This window comes from Caniella muris, from assembly GCF_943193035.1.
Lineage (GTDB): Bacteria > Actinomycetota > Coriobacteriia > Coriobacteriales > Atopobiaceae > Granulimonas > Granulimonas faecalis.
In genome coordinates this window covers 351297-369297 of the sequence record NZ_CALPCK010000001.1, presented here as the reverse complement: position 1 = coordinate 369297, position 18001 = coordinate 351297, and the positions used below count along the sequence as shown (strand labels likewise).

General features: G+C 70.4%; 18 protein-coding genes. 2 read left to right on the top strand and 16 right to left on the bottom strand.

Annotation, left to right across the window (positions count from 1 at the left end):
• Positions 1 to 16: 16 nt before the first annotated feature.
• The 5 genes from NFR49_RS01620 to nrdR form a co-directional block, all read right to left on the bottom strand.
• Positions 17 to 955 carry an NAD(P)/FAD-dependent oxidoreductase gene (locus NFR49_RS01620; protein WP_251157946.1) on the bottom strand — a complete coding sequence of 313 codons (939 nt, stop codon included), beginning with the start codon at positions 953 to 955 and terminating at the stop codon, positions 17 to 19.
• Between the two features lie 159 nt (positions 956 to 1114).
• Entirely contained in the window at positions 1115 to 2398 is a 1284-nt protein-coding gene (locus tag NFR49_RS01615; RefSeq protein WP_251157945.1) for a uracil-xanthine permease family protein, read from the bottom strand.
• A gap of 79 nt (positions 2399 to 2477) precedes the next feature.
• A complete protein-coding gene (locus NFR49_RS01610; RefSeq protein WP_251157944.1) occupies positions 2478 to 3830 on the bottom strand; it encodes an NCS2 family permease in 1353 nt (450 codons plus the stop codon).
• 70 nt (positions 3831 to 3900) lie between these two features.
• Positions 3901 to 4350, bottom strand: coding sequence for a dUTP diphosphatase (dut, locus tag NFR49_RS01605; protein ID WP_135977398.1), 450 nt, complete (start codon positions 4348 to 4350; stop codon positions 3901 to 3903).
• Positions 4343 to 4795: a transcriptional regulator NrdR gene (gene nrdR, locus NFR49_RS01600; RefSeq protein ID WP_135977399.1), complete on the bottom strand. Its 453-nt coding sequence runs from the start codon at positions 4793 to 4795 to the stop codon at positions 4343 to 4345. The genes dut and nrdR overlap by 8 nt, the downstream gene beginning before the upstream one ends.
• 236 nt (positions 4796 to 5031) lie before the next feature.
• On the opposite strand from nrdR, the gene lexA reads away from it, so the two are divergent.
• A complete protein-coding gene (gene lexA, locus NFR49_RS01595) occupies positions 5032 to 5700 on the top strand; it encodes a transcriptional repressor LexA (RefSeq protein WP_251157943.1) in 669 nt (222 codons plus the stop codon).
• A 44-nt stretch (positions 5701 to 5744) separates the two neighbouring features.
• Positions 5745 to 6464, top strand: a complete 720-nt coding sequence (locus NFR49_RS01590; RefSeq protein WP_251157942.1) for a heparan-alpha-glucosaminide N-acetyltransferase — start codon at positions 5745 to 5747, stop codon at positions 6462 to 6464.
• On the opposite strand, the gene hflX is transcribed toward NFR49_RS01590, so the two are convergent.
• The 11 genes from hflX to rimO all read right to left on the bottom strand — a co-directional run bounded on the left by hflX (position 6461) and on the right by rimO (position 17998).
• Positions 6461 to 7771, bottom strand: coding sequence for a GTPase HflX (hflX, locus tag NFR49_RS01585; RefSeq protein WP_251157941.1), 1311 nt, complete (start codon positions 7769 to 7771; stop codon positions 6461 to 6463). The genes NFR49_RS01590 and hflX overlap by 4 nt on opposite strands.
• A gap of 11 nt (positions 7772 to 7782) precedes the next feature.
• On the bottom strand, positions 7783 to 8733 hold the full coding sequence (miaA, locus tag NFR49_RS01580) for a tRNA (adenosine(37)-N6)-dimethylallyltransferase MiaA (RefSeq protein WP_251157940.1): 951 nt from the start codon (positions 8731 to 8733) through the stop codon (positions 7783 to 7785).
• Entirely contained in the window at positions 8730 to 10094 is a 1365-nt protein-coding gene (miaB, locus tag NFR49_RS01575; protein WP_251157939.1) for a tRNA (N6-isopentenyl adenosine(37)-C2)-methylthiotransferase MiaB, read from the bottom strand. Before miaB ends, miaA begins: the two co-directional genes overlap by 4 nt.
• The gene (locus tag NFR49_RS01570; RefSeq protein WP_135977402.1) at positions 10094 to 10423 is read right to left on the bottom strand and encodes a stage V sporulation protein S; all 330 of its coding nucleotides are present in this window, start codon (positions 10421 to 10423) and stop codon (positions 10094 to 10096) included. Before NFR49_RS01570 ends, miaB begins: the two co-directional genes overlap by 1 nt.
• 109 nt (positions 10424 to 10532) lie before the next feature.
• Complete coding sequence (locus NFR49_RS01565; RefSeq protein ID WP_251157938.1) at positions 10533 to 11615, bottom strand: ATP-binding protein; 1083 nt, start codon at positions 11613 to 11615, stop codon at positions 10533 to 10535.
• A gap of 3 nt (positions 11616 to 11618) precedes the next feature.
• Positions 11619 to 13181 (bottom strand): ribonuclease Y, encoded by a 1563-nt coding sequence (gene rny, locus NFR49_RS01560; RefSeq protein ID WP_251157937.1) that lies wholly within the window; start codon positions 13179 to 13181, stop codon positions 11619 to 11621.
• A 249-nt stretch (positions 13182 to 13430) separates the two neighbouring features.
• Positions 13431 to 14159, bottom strand: a complete 729-nt coding sequence (locus NFR49_RS01555; RefSeq protein ID WP_251157936.1) for a regulatory protein RecX — start codon at positions 14157 to 14159, stop codon at positions 13431 to 13433.
• Positions 14159 to 15259, bottom strand: a complete 1101-nt coding sequence (gene recA, locus NFR49_RS01550; RefSeq protein ID WP_251157935.1) for a recombinase RecA — start codon at positions 15257 to 15259, stop codon at positions 14159 to 14161. The genes NFR49_RS01555 and recA overlap by 1 nt, the downstream gene beginning before the upstream one ends.
• Before the next feature lie 218 nt (positions 15260 to 15477).
• Positions 15478 to 16023: a CinA family protein gene (locus NFR49_RS01545; RefSeq protein WP_251157934.1), complete on the bottom strand. Its 546-nt coding sequence runs from the start codon at positions 16021 to 16023 to the stop codon at positions 15478 to 15480.
• Positions 16024 to 16037: 14 nt separating this feature from the next.
• Positions 16038 to 16637, bottom strand: a complete 600-nt coding sequence (gene pgsA / locus NFR49_RS01540) for a CDP-diacylglycerol--glycerol-3-phosphate 3-phosphatidyltransferase (protein WP_251157933.1) — start codon at positions 16635 to 16637, stop codon at positions 16038 to 16040.
• Complete coding sequence (gene rimO / locus NFR49_RS01535; RefSeq protein ID WP_251157932.1) at positions 16634 to 17998, bottom strand: 30S ribosomal protein S12 methylthiotransferase RimO; 1365 nt, start codon at positions 17996 to 17998, stop codon at positions 16634 to 16636. Before rimO ends, pgsA begins: the two co-directional genes overlap by 4 nt.
• Positions 17999 to 18001: the final 3 nt, after the last annotated feature.

Below are 18001 nucleotides of genomic sequence, written 5' to 3'. Positions count from 1 at the left end.
CCTCCCCAGTCTAGGACTAGATGACGAGGTTGCCCAGGAACAGGGCCGCGCTGTTGGCGGCGACGGCCCCGTCGGCCGCCGCGGTCACGACCTGGCGCAGGGGCGTCTGGCGCACGTCGCCCGCAACGAAGAGCCCCGGCGTGGAGGTGGACATGTCGGCGCCGGTGACGACCTCGCCGTTCCCGTTGAGCTCGGCGAGCCCCTCGACGAGCCTCGAGGCGGGCACGGTGCCGATGAACACGAAGACGCCGAACGTGCCGGCGCCGTGCTCCACGCGCTCGAGCTCCCCGGTCTCGGTGTCGCGCAGGGTGATGGACTCGGGCAGGCCGTCGCCCTCGAGCTTTGCGATGGCGCAGCGGTAGCGGATCTCGACCTTGGGGTTGAGCTCCACGCGCTCGACCAGGGAGGCCTGGGCGCGGAGGTGGTCCTTGCGCACGACCATGACGACCTTGGAGCAGATGCGCGAGAGGAAGTCGGCCTCCTCGCAGGCGGTGTTGCCGCCGCCCACGACGTAGGTGACCTTGTCGCGGTAGAACATGCCGTCGCAGGTGGCGCAGTAGGAGACACCGCGGCCGCGGAACTCCTCCTCGCCCTCGAAGCCCGCGGGGCGCGGGGTGCCGCCCGTGGCGAGGACCACGGCGCGGGACTGGTAGGTGTCGGACGCGCCCTCGACGAGGAACAGCTGCGTCTCGGGGTCGTAGGCGAGGCCGTGGACGGTGTCCTGGGCGAAGGCGGCGCCCAGGTGCTCGGCGTGGTCGTGCATGCGGATGCCCAGGTCGAAGCCAGAGACGTTCTCGATGCCGGGGTAGTTGTCCACGAGGTCGGACTGCGAGATCTGCCCGCCCCAGCTGCCGGACTCGACGGTCACGGCGTCGACGGCGGCACGGTTTGCGTAGATGGCGGCGGTGAGGCCGGCGGGGCCACCGCCGACCACGGTGAGGTCGTGATAGACCATGGTTCGTCTCCTCCCCTTGGGAAGCGTCGTGTTCTCTGCCGATACCTACCCGGCGGCGCCCGATCCTTTCCCCTCCTGCGCACGGTGTGAACGGCCGGAGGCCCGCCGCCCCCTGACGGGACGACGGGCCTCCGGCACGGGCGGACGGCGCGGGGCCGCCTAGGTCTCCTCGATGTACTCGGGCTCGGCGCTGTCCTGCGCGGAGACCTTGGGGAGGATGAGGTTCAGCAGGATGCCCACGATGGCGCTGGCGGCCATGCCGGGGATGGTGTAGTCGCCCACGGGGATGGAGTAGCCGCCGCACTCCATGCCCACGCCGAGGACGATGGTGACCGCGGCGATCATGAGGTTGCGGTTCTCGCCGAAGTCGATGTTGTTGGTCACGAGCATGCGCAGGCCGTTGCTGGCGATGAGGCCGAAGAGCAGGAGGCTCACGCCGCCCATGACGGGGGTGGGGATGCTCATGATGAGGGCCTCGAGCTTGGGGCAGAAGCCGCCCACGATGAAGGCGAAGCCGGCCGCGTACCAGAAGATCTGGGTGGCGTAGACGCGGGTCACGCTCATGACGCCGATGTTCTCGGCGTAGGTGGTGGCAGGGGGGCTGCCGATGAGGCCCGCGATGCACGTGGCGATGCCGTCGCCGGCGAGGGAGCGCGGGAGCATGGGGACGAAGTCCTCGCCCACGACCTCGGAGACCACGAGCAGGTGGCCGATGTGCTCGATGACCACCACGAGGGCCACAGGCGCGATGAGGGCGATGGCCACGGGGTCGATCACCGGGTGGTTCTGGAAGCTGGGCAGCCCCACCCAGGCCGCGTCCATGACCGGGGCGAAGTCGACGAGGCCGAAGAGCGCGGCGAGGACGTAGCCCACGACGATGGCCAGGAGCACCGGGATGGTGCCGATGAGGCCCTTCATGGACGAGAAGCCGACGGCGGCGAACAGCGTCACGCCGGCGACGAGGGTGCCGACGGCGTTGAAGCCGTCACCCGAGGAGTTGAGCGCCATGTTCACGGCCGTGGCCGAGAGGCCGATGCCGATCACGACGATGATGGACGCGATGAGCACCGGCGGGAGGATGCGGTCGATCCACGCGGTGCCGGCGAGCTTGATGATGCCCGCCACGGCCAGGAACACGAGGCCCGCGCAGAAGATGCCCGAGAGCGCCGCGTCGAGGCCCTGGGTGGCCCCCACGGCCACGATGGGGCTGATGAACGCGAACGAGCTGCCCAGGTAGCTGGGGATCTTGTTCTTGGTCATGAGCAGGTAGCACACCGTGCCGATGCCCGAGCACATGATGGCCACGCTCGGGTGGAGCCCGGTGAGGATGGGGACCAGCACCGTCGAGCCGAACATCGACATCATGTGCTGGATGCCCAGGGGGATCGCCTGGGCCACGGGCACGTGGTCGGAGACCCCGATCACCTCTCTCTGCCTTGCCATACCTCTCCTTTCGTGAGAAAAGCGGGCCCGGTGTGCTTCCCGGACCCGCTTGAATCCGGACCTGTGAGTTCGGACGGGGCTATGAGATGAGGAACGAGACCAGGAAGGCCGCAGCCGCCACCCACATGAGCGGCTTCACCTTCTTGACGTTGCCGGTGGCGACGGAGACCACCACGTAGGTGATGAAGCCGAGGCCGATGCCGGTGGAGATGGAGTAGGTCAGCGGGATGCCGATGACGGTGACGAACGCGGGCAGGCCGTCGAGCTTGCTGGTCCAGTCGATGAACTTGACCTGGTCCATCATCAGGTAGCCCACGAGCACGAGGGCGCCGGCGGTGGCCGGGGTGCTCACGACGGCGATGAGCGGCGAGAAGAAGGCCGCGACGATGAAGAGCACGCCGGTGGTCACAGAGGTGAGACCGGTGCGGCCGCCGTCCGCGGCGCCGGAGGCGGACTCCACGAACGTGGTGATGGACGAGGCGCCCATGAGGCCGCCCGCCGCCGCGGCGGCGGAGTCGACCAGGAGGATCGGGCGGATGTCCTCCACCCTGCCGTCCTTCGTGAGGAAGTCGCCCTGCTTGGCGACGGCGAAGGCCGTGCCCATGGTGTCGAAGAAGTCGCTCATCATGAGGGAGAACACGAACATGAGGAGCACGGGGCTCATGACCACCTTGGCGATGCCCATGACGCCCTGCTCGTCGACCATGAAGGGCGCGCCGAAGGTGGAGAAGTCCAGGGCCGAGACTATGCCCGAGGGCATGGCGGTGACGCCCAGCGGGATGCCCGCGACCACGGCGATGAGGATGCCGATGAGGATCTCGCCCGGCACCTTCAGGCAGTAGAGCACGAAGGTGGAGAAGATGGCGATCATGCCCACGATGTAGGCGGGGTCCGTGACGGCGCCCATGGTGATGAGCGTGGACTCGTCGTTGACGACGATGGCGCCGTTGATGAGGCCGATGAGGGCGATGAAGATGCCCAGGCCGGCTGCGATGGCGTGGCGAAGCGAGGCGGGGATGGCGTCCATGATGGCCTCGCGCAGGCCGCAGAGCACGAGGGCGAGGATGAGGATGCCCTCGATGAACACGACGGCCATGGCGGCGTGCCAGTCTCCGTTGCACAGGCCCGTGAGCGTGAACGCGACGACGGCGTTGATGCCCATGCCCGACGCGCAGGCCAGGGGGCGGTTGGCGAAGATGCCCATGAGGATGGTCATGACACCCGCGCCGATGCAGGTGGCCGTGACGCCGGCGCCCATGGGGATGCCGGCGGCCGACAGCAGCGCCGGGTTGACGGCGATGATGTAGGCCATGGCCAGGAAGGTGGTGACGCCTGCCCGAAGCTCGGTGCCTACGGACGAGCCTCTCTCCCCCATGTGGAAGAAAGACTCAAGGGCACCCTGTCCCCCGGTCGTCCCGAAGGATTTTTCCATGCGATTGTCCTCTCGATCTCTCGTCTTCACCGGGCCGCTCCCTCACGGCGCCGGCCTATGTGCCAGGTGCCTAGGAGGCGCCGCTGGAACCGAAGCCGCCCGCCCCGCGGTCCGTCTCGTCGAGTTCCCCCACCTCGACGAGGGACACGGTGGGCACGCGCTGGATGACGAGCTGGGCGATGCGCTCGCCGCGCTCGATGGAGATGGGGGTCTCGGGGTCGAGGTTGACCGCGCAGACCTTGAGCTCCCCGCGGTAGTGGGAGTCGATGAGGCCGGGCGTGTTGGCCATGGAGAGGCCGCGCTTGAGCGCCATGCCGCTGCGGGGCTGGACGAAGCCGGCGTAGCCCTCGGGGATGGCCACGGCGAGCCCCGTGCCGACGAGCCTGCGCTCGAGGGGCGCAAGGACGACGTCCTCGTTGGAACGGAGGTCGAGCCCGGCGTCGCCCTCGTAGGCGTAGGACGGGAGCTCGACCGTGGGGTCGATGCGCTTGATGGGGACGACGACGGGGGTGTCACTCATCGGCGAGCCTCCTAAGCTCCTCGCTGAACTCATCGATGTCCTTGAAGTCGCGGTAGACCGACGCGAACCTCACGTAGGCGACGCGGTCGATGTCGCGGAGCCTCACGAGCACCATCTCGCCGAGGTCGCCGCTGGCCACCTCGGACACGCCGCGGTCGCGCAGGCCGTTCTCGACGCCGTCGATGAGGGCGTCGAGCTGGGCCACGTCGAGGTCGCGCTTGACGGTGGCGGCCACGAGGCCGCGCATGACCTTCTGACGGTCGAAGGGCTCGCGACGGCCGTCACGCTTGACGACCACGAGGGGGAGCTCCTCGCGGCGCTCGTAGGTGGTGAAACGGGTGCCGCACCGCACGCACTCGCGTCGCCTCCTGATGGCCTCGTTGCTCTCCGAGGGCCTGGAGTCGACGACCTTGGACTCGTCGCAGCCGCATGTTGGGCAGTGCATGGCATCCCTTCCTTGCCGCGGGGGCGACCGCACGGCGGTACCCGGCCACCGAAAGATAGCACGCGGGCTCCATGGACACTCCACGGTCTCATCACATGGAGAGGAGCCTGTAACAGTGTGTATGAGGACGGGGGCGTTGTAAAGGAGGGGCATCGCCGTTCCCCGAACAGATGTTTTTGACCGAACGTCCGTTTGCTATGATGGTGGCCACGACCGTACCGACCGTCGGAGGTCCCATGACCCGTCCCAAGCTCAGCCACCGTGTGCAGATGATCTACGACTACCTCGTGGAGTACTGCCACGACCACGGCTACCCGCCCTCGGTCCGCGAGATCGGCGACGCCGTGGGCCTCAAGTCGCCGAGCACGGTCCACATGCACCTCCAGACGCTCGAGCAGAAGGGCCTCATCCGGAGGACCGCCAACAAGTCGCGCACCATCGAGCTCGTGGACTGCCACGGGCCGTCGCGCCAGGCGGTGGAGGACGGCGGCGCCACGCTCGCCCAGGTGGACATCGACATGGACTCCTCCACGCTCCGCCTCCCCCTGGTGGGCCGCGTCGCGGCGGGCGTCCCCATCCTGGCCGAGCAGAACGTCGAGGAGAGCTTCACGCTCCCCACGGGCATCGTGGGCGACAACTGCTCCTTCATGCTCCGCGTCAAGGGCGACTCCATGATCAACGCCGGCATCTTCGACGGCGACTACCTCGTGGTGCGTGAGACCTCGGACGCCGTGAACGGCGAGATCGTCGTGGCCCTCGTGGGCGACGGCGCCACGGTCAAGACGTTCTACCGCGAGAGGGACCGCTGCAGGCTCCAGCCGGAGAACGACGCCATGGAGCCCATCTACGTGGAGAACCCCCGCATCCTCGGCCGGGTGACCGCGCTCCTCCGCACCATCTCGTGACCGCGCCCTCCCCTGCCGGCCCCTGGGAGCACCCCGTCGGTCGCGTGCGGCTCTTCGACGCCGTGCGCGGCTTCTCCGTCGTGTCGATGGTGCTCTTCCATCTCTGCTACGACCTCGTCTTCATCGAGGGGGTCGACGTCGCGTGGTTCGCGCCGCCGCTGCAGGACGTCTGGCGGGCGTCCATCAGCTGGACGTTCCTCCTCGTGTCGGGGTGGATGTGCAGCTTCTCCCACGACAACCTCACGCGCTCGCTGCGCTACCTCGCCGTGGCGCTCGCCATCTTCGCGGCCACGTCCCTGGCGGCCGTGGACGACCCCGTCAGCTTCGGCATCATATTCTGCATAGGCGCCGCCACGCTCGTGGACGCCCTGCTCGAGCACGCCCACCTGGAGCCGCGTGGGCTCCCGTGCGCCGCGGCGCTCCTCGCGCTCTTCCTGCTGACCCTCGGCGTCCCCTCGCGGGAGCTGGGCGTCGGCCCATGGGAGGTGGCGCTCCCCGCCGGCTGGTACGCCCACCCGGGCCTCGCGTGGCTCGGCCTGCCTTCGCCGGGGTTCGTGTCGGGAGACTACTACCCCCTCGTGCCCTTCGCCCTCATGTACGGCGTGGGCGTGGCCGTGGGGCGCTGGTTCGCGCCGCGCGGGTACCCGCGACGGCTCCTCGCGGCGCGGTGCGCCCCCCTCGAGTGGGTGGGGCGCCACGCCCTCCCCATCTACGTGGCGCACCAGCCCCTGCTGCTCGCCGTCCTCGCGCTCCTCGGCGTCTAGGCGTCCTGGGCCGGGTCGTCGGCCCGGTAGGGCTCCAGCGATCCCGCCAGGCGCGGGGGGACCTTGGCCGTGACGAGCAGGCCGCCGTCCACGTAGGTCTCGCGGACCACCTGCCCGCGCTCGTGCACCATCTTCATGAGCAGACCCTTGTCGTAGGGCACGAGCGCCGTCACGGTGACGTCGCCCTCGGAGGCCTTGGTCGCCACGGCGTGCAGGAGCGCGCCCAGGCCCGTCTCCTCCTTGGCCGACACCATGACGGCGTCGGGGAAGGCCAGGCGCAGGGCCTCGCGGTCCGCAGGGTCCAGCAGGTCCGCCTTGTTGAGGCAGAGGAGTGTCTCCTTGTCGCCTGCGCCTATCTCGTCGAGCGTCCTTCTCACGGCCTCCTCCTGGGCCCTCCAGTCGGGGTCGGAGGCGTCCACGACGAGCACCACGAGGTCGGCGCCGGACACCTCGGCCAGGGTCGACCTGAACGACTCCACGAGCGTGGTGGGAAGCTTTTGGATGAAGCCGACGGTGTCGGTGAGGGTGATCCTGCGGCCCTCGGCGAGGTCGAGGGAGCGGGTGGTGGGGTCCAGCGTGGCGAAGAGCTCGTCCTTGGCGTAGACGTCGGAGTCCGTGAGGGCGTTCAGGAGCGTCGACTTGCCGGCGTTGGTGTAGCCGGCGAGGGAGACGCGGTAGATGCCCGAGTCCCAGCGGGCCTTGGACTGGGTCCTGCGGCGCGAGGCCACCCGCTCGATCTCGCCGCGGAGGTGGGAGATGCGGTCGCGGATGAGCCGCCGGTCGACCTCGAGCTGCGACTCGCCCTGGCCGAACCGGCTGCCGATGCCTCCGCGGGTCTGCTCGCCCATGAGGTGGCTCCACATGCCGCGCAGGCGAGGGAGCACGTACTTGAGCTGCGCCAGCTGGACCTGGAGCCTGCCCTCCCGGGTCTGGGCGTGGCTGCCGAAGATGTCGAGGATGAGCGCCGTGCGGTCGATGACCTTCACGGGTTCGCCGAGGGCCCGCTCGAGGTTGCCCTGCTGGGAGGGGGTGAGCTCCTCGTCGAAGACCACGACGTCCACGTCGAGCGCCTCCACGGCCTCCTTCAGCTCCAGCACCTTGCCCGAGCCGATGAAGGTCTTGGGCACGGGGCGGTCGAGGCGCTGCGTGAGGGTCCCCACGACGTCGGCTCCGTCGGTGTCCACGAGGCGGGCGAGCTCGGCCATGGAGCGCTCTTGGGGCCACTCGTCGGCCCGTCCGAGGTCGACGCCCACGAGAAGGGCGCGCTCGCGCGGCAGTGCGGTGGGTTGCGGTGTCTTCCGGGCCATGGAGCCCCCTTTCAGCGCCCCGCCTCGACGGAGCGCCTGAGATCGTCTGTCACGAGCGCGGCCGCCTCCTCGACCGTGGTCTCCACCATGGGGACCACGGTGGCGCGGCCGTCGCGCCGTATCCACGAGAGCTGCCGCTTGGCGTAGCGCCTCGTGGAGCGCTTCACCTGCTCGCGGGCCTCGTCGAGGGTGCAGAGGCCGTCGAGGGCCGCAAGCACCTCCTTGTAGCCGATGGCCTGGGAGGCGGTGGCGGAGCGGCGGATGCCGGCCTCGTCGAGGGCGCGCACCTCGTCCACGAGGCCGGCCGCGAACATCTCGTCCACCCGGCGGTCGATGCGCGCGTACAGGGTCTCGCGCTCAGGCACGAGGGCCCAGATGCGGGCGGCGTAGTGGGGGTCGCGGTGCCTCAGGTGGCGGGTGCGCTCCGCGTAGGACTCGCCCTGGTCGGCGAGCTCGAGGGCGCGCACCACCCGGCGGACGTTGTTGGGGTGCACCGCCGCGGCGCTCTCCGGGTCCCGGTCGCTCAGGAGGGCCCAGAGGGCCTCGGGGCCCCGTTCGCGGGCGAGGGCCTCGTAGCGGGCGCGGGGGCCCGAGGCGGCGTCTCCCGAGGGGAAGTCCATCTCGTCGATGACGGCGTCGAGGTAGAGGCCGGTGCCCCCGCAGAGCACGGCGCAGCCGGCCGTCTCGAGGGACCGGTCCACGCACCGGCGCGCGTCGCGCTGGAAGAGGGCGGCCGAGTAAGGCTCGTCGAACCCGGCGACGTCGACCATGAGGAGCTCGGCACGCCGCTCGGCGACCGGCGTCTTGGCCGTGCCGATGTCCATGGAGCGGTAGACCTGCATGGCGTCGACGGAGACCACGGGGCAGCCCATGGAGCTCGCAACGAGGTCCGCCACGGCCGACTTGCCCGATGCCGTGGGGCCGCAGACGCAGGCGACGGGACCCGGCAGCCCCCCGGTCATCGCGGGTCGCCGACGCAGGCGCCCCGGAGGTACCACGGGCGGCCGTCGAGCACCTCGACGGGCACGACCTTGCCTACCAGGTCGGCGGGGTCCGCGCCCTCGGGGGCCTCGAACAGCACGGTGACGTTCTCGGGGCTGTGGCCGGTGAGTACGCCGGGGTCCTTCTTGGAGGGGCCCTCCACGAGGACGTCCACGGTGCGGCCCACCTGGCGGCGGTTGTAGTCCCAGCTCTGCTCCTGCACGAGGGCGGCGAGCCGGTCGAAGCGCCCCTGGATCTCCTCGCGCGGCGTCGGGTCGTCCACGGCGGCGGCGGGCGTGCCCTCGCGCTTGGAGTAGATGAAGGTGAAGGCGCTGGAGAAGGCGGCCTCCCTCACGAGCGAGAGGGTCTCGAGGAAGTCCTCCTCGGTCTCGTTGGGGAAGCCGACGATGATGTCGGTGGAGAGGGCGATGTCGGGCATGGCGGCGCGGATGCGGCGCACGAGGTCGAGGTAGTCCTCCCGGGTGTACTTCCGGTTCATGCGCCGGAGCACGTCCGTGGAGCCCGACTGCACGGCGAGGTGCAGCTGGGGCATGACGGCGGGCAGCTCCGCCATGGCGGCGATGGTCTCGTCGGTGAGGTCCTTGGGGTGCGAGCTCGTGAACCGGATGCGCTCGACGCCGGTGGCGGCCACGGCCCGGAGGAGCTCGGCGAACCGGGGCTCGCCGTAGCTGTCGCGCCCGTAGGAGTTGACGTTCTGGCCGAGGAGGCACACCTCGCGCACGCCGTCCGCCACGAGGGCATCCACCTCGGCCACGACGTCCTCCATGGCGCGGCTGCGCTCGCGCCCGCGGACATAGGGGACGATGCAGTAGCTGCAGAAGTTGTTGCAGCCGGTCATGATGGGGACCCACGCGTGGAACGGCGACTCCCGGTGGTCGGGGAGGTCGCTCGAGAACGCGGTGCCGGGCTCCGCGGTGTCGGCCTTGAGGGACGAGCCCGCCTCGGAGCGCGACTCCTCGATGAGCCGCGGAAGGCTGGCGATGGCCTGGGTGCCGAACACGACGTCGACGTTGGGGATGAAGGAGCGCATGGCGTCGCCCTCGCGCTGGGCGATGCAGCCGCCCACGCAGACCGTGCGGAGGCCGGACGGCGGGACGGGCGCGCTCACCATGGCGGAGGCCTGGCCCTGGAGGTGCGTGTCGGCCTTCTCCCTGACGCAGCAGGTCATGAAGACGACGACGTCCGCCTCCTCGGGCGTGGGCACCTCGAGCATCCCGCAGGAATCGAGGACGCCGGCGACGCGCTCGGAGTCGTGGAGGTTCATCTGGCACCCGAAGGTCCTCACGTGGTAGGTGAGGCCGGCGAGGCCGCCCTCCCCCATCAAGCCCCCAGCTCCTGGGAGCGCTTGAGCACGGGGGCCGGCGAGGCGGCGGCGTCGCCCACGGCGAGCGGGTGCACGTAGACGGCGATGCGGATGGCCGTGCGGGAGTCGCCGTCGATCTGGATGTCGGAGAAGGTGGGGGCGATGGAGATGTCGAAGCCCGACGGGATGAGGAAGCCACGCGCGATGGCCACGGCCTTGACCGCCTGGTTCACCGCACCGGCACCGACGGCCTGCAGGTTGACGGGCACGCCGTCCTTCACCATCCCGGCGATGGCCCCTGCCACCGAGGCCGGGGACGACTTGCTCGACACTTTCAGGAAATCCATGACCGTTGCTCCAGTGTTGCGGATGAGGTTGATGCGTGGTGCGGTTGAGGCGGCGCTTTGCCAATGGTACCCGAACAGCCCGGTGACCTGCATGGCGGGGAGGGCTCCGTCACCCCTCGTCCTCTTTGAGGAGGGGGAAGGTGACCACGAGGCGGTCCCCGGTGGAGCGCACCGTGGGGGCGTCCTCGAGGGAGACGTAGTAGCGGTCCGCGATGAACGAGAAGGCGCGCTCCATGAGGCGCGAGAACTCCTCGGCGTCACCCTCGTCGATATGGAGGCTCCTACGGTCCCGGGAGAGGTCCACGGGGCGCCTGCGGCCGGTGCCGTCGTCGGGGCGGTGGGTGAGCCTGGCCATCACGGAGCGGACGGGGCGGATCGCCCCCGAGAGGATGCGGTGCGCCGTGCGCTCTGAGATGGGGAGCCCCACGCCCTCGGCGGTCTCCACGAGCTCCCGGGCGTCGGCCGCGACGCAGAGCCGCTCGAGCACGGGGAGCGAGGAGGGGTCGTCCACGAAGAGGATGCCCGTCTCGTCGAGGGACGAGGAGAGGCGGGAGCGCACCGTGGCCACGACCTCGGCCGCGGAACCGAGGAACACCTGGACCCTCCCTCGCTCCTCGAGGGCGAACTCACAGCACGTGCGTGCGATGTTGTGGGGCCCGGAGCCCACGGTCTGGCGCCCCTCGTCGTCGGTGGCGAGGGTGGGCCAGGTGGACTGGTCTGCGCGCTCGGGGACGTCGTCGCAGGAGCACATGACCGAGACCGACGAGCCCCCGCCGGGCACGGAGGCGGCGACGTGGGCGTCCTCGGCGTTCTGGCGGATGGAGAAGAGCGCCATGCCGCGGCCGTGGACGCCCCACCGGTCCTCGTGGACCGTGTCGAGCTTGGAGGTCACGCGTGCCTCGAAGATCTGCTCCTGGAGGGCAGCGGGGACGCCGCAGCCGTCGTCGAGCATGACCACGCGCCGTTGGGTGCCGGTGCGACCCGTGGCCACGTAGACCTGGGTCGCACCGGCGTCGCGCGCGTTGCGGAGCATCTCTATGACGACGTCCTCCACGCAGCGGATGTCGTGCCGCGCCTGACGGCGCTCCGCCTCGTCGACGACAAGGCGGACGAAGCCGTCGCCGAGGTTCTCCTCGACCCGCACGGCCGAGGAGCCGATGACGTCCGACACGAAGTCCGCGAGGTCGCCCATGGGCTACTTGGCCACGTCGACGGCGCGGGACTCGCGGATGACCACGACGCGGACCTGGCCGGGGTACTCCATCTCGTCCTCGATCTGCTTGGCGATGTCGTGGGCGAGCACGACGGCCTTGGCGTCGGAGATCTTCTCGGGCTCCACCATGACGTGGAGCTCGCGGCCGGCCTGCATGGCGTAGGTACGCTCGACGCCCTCGTGGGCGTTGGAGATCTCCTCGAGCTTCTCGAGGCGCTTGATGTAGGTCTCGGCGGACTCGCGGCGGGCGCCCGGACGGGCGGCGCTGATGGCGTCGGCGGCCATCACGAGGACGTCGAGGACCGTGGAGGGCTCGACGTCGGCGTGGTGCGCCTCGATGGCGTGCACGACGTCGGCACGCTCGCCGTACTTGCGGGCGAGGTCGGCGCCGATGACGGCGTGCGGCCCCTCGACCTCGCGGTCGATGGCCTTGCCGAGGTCGTGCAGGAGGCCGGCGCGCTTGGCGAGGGCGCAGTCCGCCCCGATCTCGGCCGCCATGATGGAGCAGAGCTCGGCCACCTGCTTGGAGTGCTGCAGGACGTTCTGGCCGTAGGAGGTGCGGTAGCGCAGCGCGCCGAGGGTGCGCACGATCTCGGGGTGCAGGTCGTGGATGCCCATGTCGAACGCCGCCTGCTCGCCGGCCTCGACGACGCGCTGCTGCACGAGCTTCTCGGCCTTGGCGTACATCTCCTCGATGCGGGCCGGGTGGATGCGGCCGTCGGCGATGAGGTTCTCGAGGGCCACGCGCGCCGTCTCGCGGCGGACGGGGTCGAAGCTGGAGAGCACAACGGTCTCGGGGGTGTCGTCGATGACGAGGGAGACGCCGGAGACCTGCTCGAAGGTGCGGATGTTGCGGCCCTCGCGGCCGATGATGCGGCCCTTGAGGTCGTCGGACGGGATGTGCACGGAGGTGACCGTGATCTCGCCCGCCTGGTCGGCGGCGCAGCGCTGGATGGCGGTGGAGACGATCTCGCGGGCGGTCTTGTCGGCCTGGGCCCTCACGCGCTGCTCGGACTCCCGGAGGATCTGGGCCTCCTCGCGCACGGTGTCCTTGCGGACGCGGTCGATGAGCTCGTGGTGCGCCTCCTCCTTGGTGAGGGCGGCGATGCGCTCGAGCTCGCTGGACTGCTCGCTCACCATCTGCTCGAGCTCGTTGCGACGGCGGTCGAGGCGGCTCTGGGCCTCGGAGAGCTGGTGCTCCTTGCGGTCGAGGGAGTCGTTGCGGCGGTCGAGGGACTCCTCGCGCTGCATGATGCGGGACTCCATCTCGCGGAGCTCGCCCTTGCGGGTGCGGTTCTCCGCCTCCTGGGCATGGCGAAGCTTGAGGATCTCCTCCTGGGCCTCGAGAAGCGACTCTTTCTTCTGGGTCTCTGCCGTGCGGGCAGCCTCCTCGACGGTGCGTCTGGCCGTGTCCTCGGCCTGGCGGACCTTCTCGTTGGCCTCGACGACCCTGGCGTTGGTCTTGCCGTTGGCAACGACCCATGCGGCCACAGCGCCGATGACTAGCCCGACGATGCAGAGCACCACGGTGATGACAGGATCCATGTCGTGCCCCCTCGTCTCTTCAGGTAAAACTCGTAATCAGAGAGACCGCCTTGCGGCGGGTGCCGAGGAAACGGCCGTTCTGGCCGGGGCCAGGGATGCCTCCAATAAGGACCTGTCGTGCAAATAGGAACCTATGAATATGCAAAATCCCAGCATGGCGTACCGGGACGGACGCTTCAACAGCTCTTGTATCTTACGGGAAGACGCAGGGTAAGTAAAGGTTCGCGGACGGCGCGGCACCGATAGGCGCTATTCATCGCCGTCCTCGAGAAGCCGTGCGGCGCAGCGCTTGGCCACGTCGTATGAGTAGCCGCGGCCCACGAGGTAGCGGACCGTCTTCTCGTAGGGGTTCCTCTCCGGCACGCTGCGGCGCGAGACGAGCTCCCAGGCGCGGTCGAACTCGGACTCCCCCTCGAGGAAGTCGTCGGGCCAGCCGGCCACCGAGGAGGCGTCGACGCCGCGGCGGGAGAGCTCCTGCTCGATGCGGCGCAGCCCCCACCCGGAGTAGACCTTCGACCTGATGAACGCCTCGGCGAACCGTGCATCGTCGAGCAGGCGCCCCTCCCGGGCCCGGGAGCAGACGTCGTCTACGACGGCCCTCGGGTACCCTGCGCGGAGCAGCCTGTCGGCCGCCTCCTTGGAGGAGTAGTCCCGGCGGTCCACCATGGACGTGAGGCGCTTGGCGCAGCAGGTGGTGGAGGCGGCGGCCACGAGACGGCCCATGCCGCCCTCCCCCAGCGCGACGGAGGGTTCCTCGCGGACGGCCTTGACCACGGCCCGGGCGACGGCGACGGGCACCTGCAGGGCCTCGTCGCCGTCGTCGCCGGGGTGCAGGCGCGCCTTGGGCGCGGGGCCCGAGAACCCGGAGCCCGCGCCCTTGGGCGGGAACGTGACGGTCCACAGGGAGCCGTCTCCCCCCGCGAGTTCCACGGTCTCGCCGCGGGGGGCCTCCGGCCCCGACGACGCGCCGAACCTCATCAGGCCTCGGGGGCGCCGTCGGCGGCAGCGCCGGCCGGCGTGCCGTCGGCCAGCTCGTCCTCGAACTCGAGGCCGCAGGCGATGCGCACCTTGTGGTCGATCTCGTCGAAGAGATCGGGGTTGGAGCGCAGGAACTCCTTGGCGGCCTCGCGGCCCTGGCCGAGCCGCTCGCCCTGGTAGGTGTACCAGGCGCCGGACTTGTCGACCACCTCGTAGTCCACCGCCATGTCGAGCGTGGAGCCCTCCTTGGAGATGCCGGTGCCGTACATGATGTCGAACTCGGCCTGCTGGAAGGGCGGGGCCACCTTGTTCTTGACCACCTTGACGCGGACGCGGCTGCCCACGAGCTCGCCGTCCTTCTTGATGCCGTCCACCTTGCGGATGTCCATGCGCACCGAGGAGAAGAACTTGAGCGCGCGGCCGCCCGTGGTGGTCTCGGGGCTGCCGAACATGACGCCGATCTTCTCGCGGAGCTGGTTGATGAAGATGCAGGTGGTCTTGGACTTGGCGAGGGACCCGGCGAGCTTGCGGAGCGCCTGGCTCATGAGGCGGGCCTGGAGGCCCACCGTGGTGTCGCCGATCTCGCCCTCGATCTCGGCGCGGGGCACGAGGGCCGCCACGGAGTCGATGACGATGACGTCGATGGCGCTGGAGCGCACGAGCATGTCGCAGATCTCGAGCGCCTGCTCGCCGGTGTCGGGCTGGGAGATGAGGACGTCGTCGATGTCCACGCCGATGCGGGCAGCGTAGCCGGGGTCGAGGGCGTGCTCGGCGTCGATGAAGGCCACGACGCCGCCCATGGCCTGGGCCTCCGCCAGGATCTCGAGCGAGAGGGTCGTCTTGCCCGAGGACTCGGGGCCGTAGATCTCCACGATGCGGCCGCGGGGCACGCCGCCGATGCCGAGGGCGGCGTCGAGCGCGATGCAGCCCGTGGGGATGGCCTCCACCTCGAGGTCGCTGCCGCCGTCGCCGAAGCGCATGATGGCGCCGGAGCCGAACTTCTTGCGGATCTCGGCCGTGGTGGCGTCCACCACCTTGTCGCGCTCCTCGCCGGTGGTGCGCTCGGCCACGGTCTTCGTGGATTCCTTCTTCTTGGCCATGGTGCTCCTCTCGTCTCTTTTCTGTCCGGAATGCTAGAAGAACATCTGTTCTATGTCAATCCGACGCCACCATGGAACCAGACGGCCCCGACGGCGCGCCGACCGGTTTCCGACCGTTGTCCGACCGCGGCGGTCGGAGGGGCCTCCGCGCGCGGCGTCGCCGCAGGTGGGGACGGTGGCACCCCGGCGCGGCCCGCGGCGGTGCCGCGATATCTCCCTCAACCCTCCACAAGTGCCGAGAGGTGCAGGGCCAGGGCGCAGGCCACGGCCTTGAGGCGGACCCCCGCACGGTCGCCGGAGAAGTGGCGTAGCAGGGTCCTCTCCCCCTCGGGACCCGAGAGGCAGAGCCACACGGTGCCCACGGGCTTGCCCGGGACCGCGCCGCCGGGGCCGGCGATGCCGGAGATGGAGACGCAGGCGTCGGCGCCGAGGCACCTCCGGGCGCCCGCCGCCATCTCGCGGACGCAGCGCTCGGAGACGGCGCCCGCCTCGGCGAGGGTGGCGGCCGAGACCCCGAGGACGGACTCCTTGACCGAGCAGGCGTAGCTGACCACGGAGCCGAGGAGCACCTCCGACGACCCGGCCTGGGACGTCACGGCGCCGGACGCGAGGCCCCCGGTGCAGGACTCGGCGAAGCCGACGGTCCTTCCCGCCCCCGCCGCAGCGCGGACCAGCTCCCCCGCGAGGGCGCAGACCTCGTCCCACGACGGGGCCTCCCCCGTCTGGAACCCGTCGGTGAGCGCGCGCTCCCATGTCAAGGCCACGGCGGCCCCCTCCCCTACGACAGGTGCTTCCAGCACTTGGCCAGGTAGTCGGCGCCGGACCACACGGTCAGCACCACGGCGGCGGCCATGGCGACCCACGAGAGGCCGTAGAGCCAGAGCGTGGGCGCCCATGCCTGGGGCAAGGCCATGGCCACGAGGTAGCCGCCGACGGCCCCCATGGTGGTGGCGGTCTTGGCCTTGCCGAGCCAGCTCGCGGCGACCACGACGCCCTTGGAGGCGACGACCATGCGGAGGCCCGACACGAGGAACTCGCGGGCGACCACGACCACGACGACCCAGATGGAGACGAGTCCCTGGGCCATGAGCACGAGGAGGCTCGACACCACCACGAGCTTGTCGGCGATGGGGTCGAGGAACTTGCCGAAGTCCGTGACCTCATTGCGGGAGCGCGCCAGGTAGCCGTCGAGGGAGTCGGTGGACGCGATGGCGATGAAGAGGAGCGCCGTCAGCGCCCACGGCACCGACACGGCGTCGGGCAGCAGGGGCCCGGCGAGCTCGGCGGCCGCGAGCCAGGCGAAGATCGCCACCACCCTGACGACGGTCACGACGTTGGCAGCCGTGGCGATGCCCGGCGCTCCCCCCTCCCGGCTCACGCCGCGCCGCCCTCGAGGGGCTCGCCGACGAGCTCGTAGCAGAAGGAGTCGACGAGGCGCACGGGCACCACGTCGCCCACGGCGTACTCGCCGGAGGCGATGTGGACGGCGCCGTCGCAGTCGGGGGCCTGGAACCAGGCGTGGCCGACGAACTCGGCGTTGCCGTCGCCGTCGTCCTCGACGCCGTCGACGATGACGTCCACGGTCTCTCCCACGTGGGCCGCCGTGGCCGCGAAGCCGAGGTTCTCGGCGATGTCGATGAGGCGCTGGGTGCGCTCGAGCTTCACGTCGTCGGGCACCTGGTCGGGCCTGCGGCACGCCGCCGTGCCCTCCTCGGGCGAGTAGGCGAAGACCGACACATAGTCGAACTCCTCCTCCTCGAGGAAGTCGCAGAGCAGCTCGAAGTCGTCCTCGGTCTCGCCGGGGAAGCCGGCCATGCCCGTGGTGCGCAGCACCATGTCCGGGATCTCCTCGCGCAGGCGGGCGAAGACCCCCGCCAGCTGCTCGGCGTCGCCGGTGCGGTTCATGGCCGACAGCACGGCGCCGGACGCGTGCTGGATGGGGATGTCGATGTAGGGAAGGACGGCCGGGTTGTCGCGGATGGCCGCCACGAGCTCGGGGGTCATGCCCTCGGGCTGCAGGTAGAGCACGCGGACCCAGGCGCCGTGGGCCTCGGCCACGGGGGCCAGGAGGTTCAGGAGGTCGGCGAGGGTCCGGGGCTCCTCGAGGTCCGAGCCCCAGATGCCGGTGTCCTGGCCGATGAGCACGATCTCGCGCGCGCCGCCCTCGAGCTGACCCTCGACCTCCTCGAGGATCTCGTCGGCCGGTCGCGAGGCGTAGCGGCCCCGGATGTAGGGGATGGCGCAGAACGAGCAGAAGCGGTCGCAGCCGTCCGAGATCTTGACGTAGGCGCTGGCCCCCTGGACCGTGCGGAGCGGGCCCGCGGCGTTGGGGGCGGCGGGGGCGGGCACCCGGCCGAGCACGCGCTCCATGACACCGGCGATGCCGTCCTCCTCGTCGGTACGGACGAAGGCCGCCACCTCGGGCAGCTCGGAGGGGAGGTCGTCCCCGTAGCGCGAGGGGACGCAGCCGCACATCACGATGGGCAGCTCCCGGGCGCCGGCGGCGCGCTCCTCGGCGAGCTCGAGGGTGGTCTCGATGGACTCCGAGGTGGCGCTCGCGAGGAACGAGCAGGTGTTCACGAGGACGACGTCGGCGTCGGCGACGCCCTCGGCCTCCCCGAAGCCGGCGCGTTCGAGGATCGAGCGCATGCGGTCGGTGTCGACCTCGTTCTTGGCGCATCCGAGGGTGACGAAGAGGACGCGCGGCGCGTCCCCGGCGGTCTCTAGGGTCTCATCCATGGG

Bases quoted from the DNA above. Each gene is read 5' to 3' on its own strand.
- NFR49_RS01620 (WP_251157946.1), bottom strand. From the start codon at position 955: ATGGTCTATCACGACCTCACCGTGGTCGGCGGTGGCCCCGCCGGCCTC.
- NFR49_RS01615 (WP_251157945.1), bottom strand. From the start codon at position 2,398: ATGGCAAGGCAGAGAGAGGTGATCGGGGTCTCCGACCACGTGCCCGTG.
- NFR49_RS01610 (WP_251157944.1), bottom strand. From the start codon at position 3,830: ATGGAAAAATCCTTCGGGACGACCGGGGGACAGGGTGCCCTTGAGTCT.
- dut (WP_135977398.1), bottom strand. From the start codon at position 4,350: ATGAGTGACACCCCCGTCGTCGTCCCCATCAAGCGCATCGACCCCACG.
- nrdR (WP_135977399.1), bottom strand. From the start codon at position 4,795: ATGCACTGCCCAACATGCGGCTGCGACGAGTCCAAGGTCGTCGACTCC.
- lexA (WP_251157943.1), top strand. From the start codon at position 5,032: ATGACCCGTCCCAAGCTCAGCCACCGTGTGCAGATGATCTACGACTAC.
- hflX (WP_251157941.1), bottom strand. From the start codon at position 7,771: ATGGCCCGGAAGACACCGCAACCCACCGCACTGCCGCGCGAGCGCGCC.
- miaA (WP_251157940.1), bottom strand. From the start codon at position 8,733: ATGACCGGGGGGCTGCCGGGTCCCGTCGCCTGCGTCTGCGGCCCCACG.
- miaB (WP_251157939.1), bottom strand. From the start codon at position 10,094: ATGGGGGAGGGCGGCCTCGCCGGCCTCACCTACCACGTGAGGACCTTC.
- NFR49_RS01570 (WP_135977402.1), bottom strand. From the start codon at position 10,423: ATGGATTTCCTGAAAGTGTCGAGCAAGTCGTCCCCGGCCTCGGTGGCA.
- NFR49_RS01565 (WP_251157938.1), bottom strand. From the start codon at position 11,615: ATGGGCGACCTCGCGGACTTCGTGTCGGACGTCATCGGCTCCTCGGCC.
- rny (WP_251157937.1), bottom strand. From the start codon at position 13,181: ATGGATCCTGTCATCACCGTGGTGCTCTGCATCGTCGGGCTAGTCATC.
- NFR49_RS01555 (WP_251157936.1), bottom strand. From the start codon at position 14,159: ATGAGGTTCGGCGCGTCGTCGGGGCCGGAGGCCCCCCGCGGCGAGACC.
- recA (WP_251157935.1), bottom strand. From the start codon at position 15,259: ATGGCCAAGAAGAAGGAATCCACGAAGACCGTGGCCGAGCGCACCACC.
- rimO (WP_251157932.1), bottom strand. From the start codon at position 17,998: ATGGATGAGACCCTAGAGACCGCCGGGGACGCGCCGCGCGTCCTCTTC.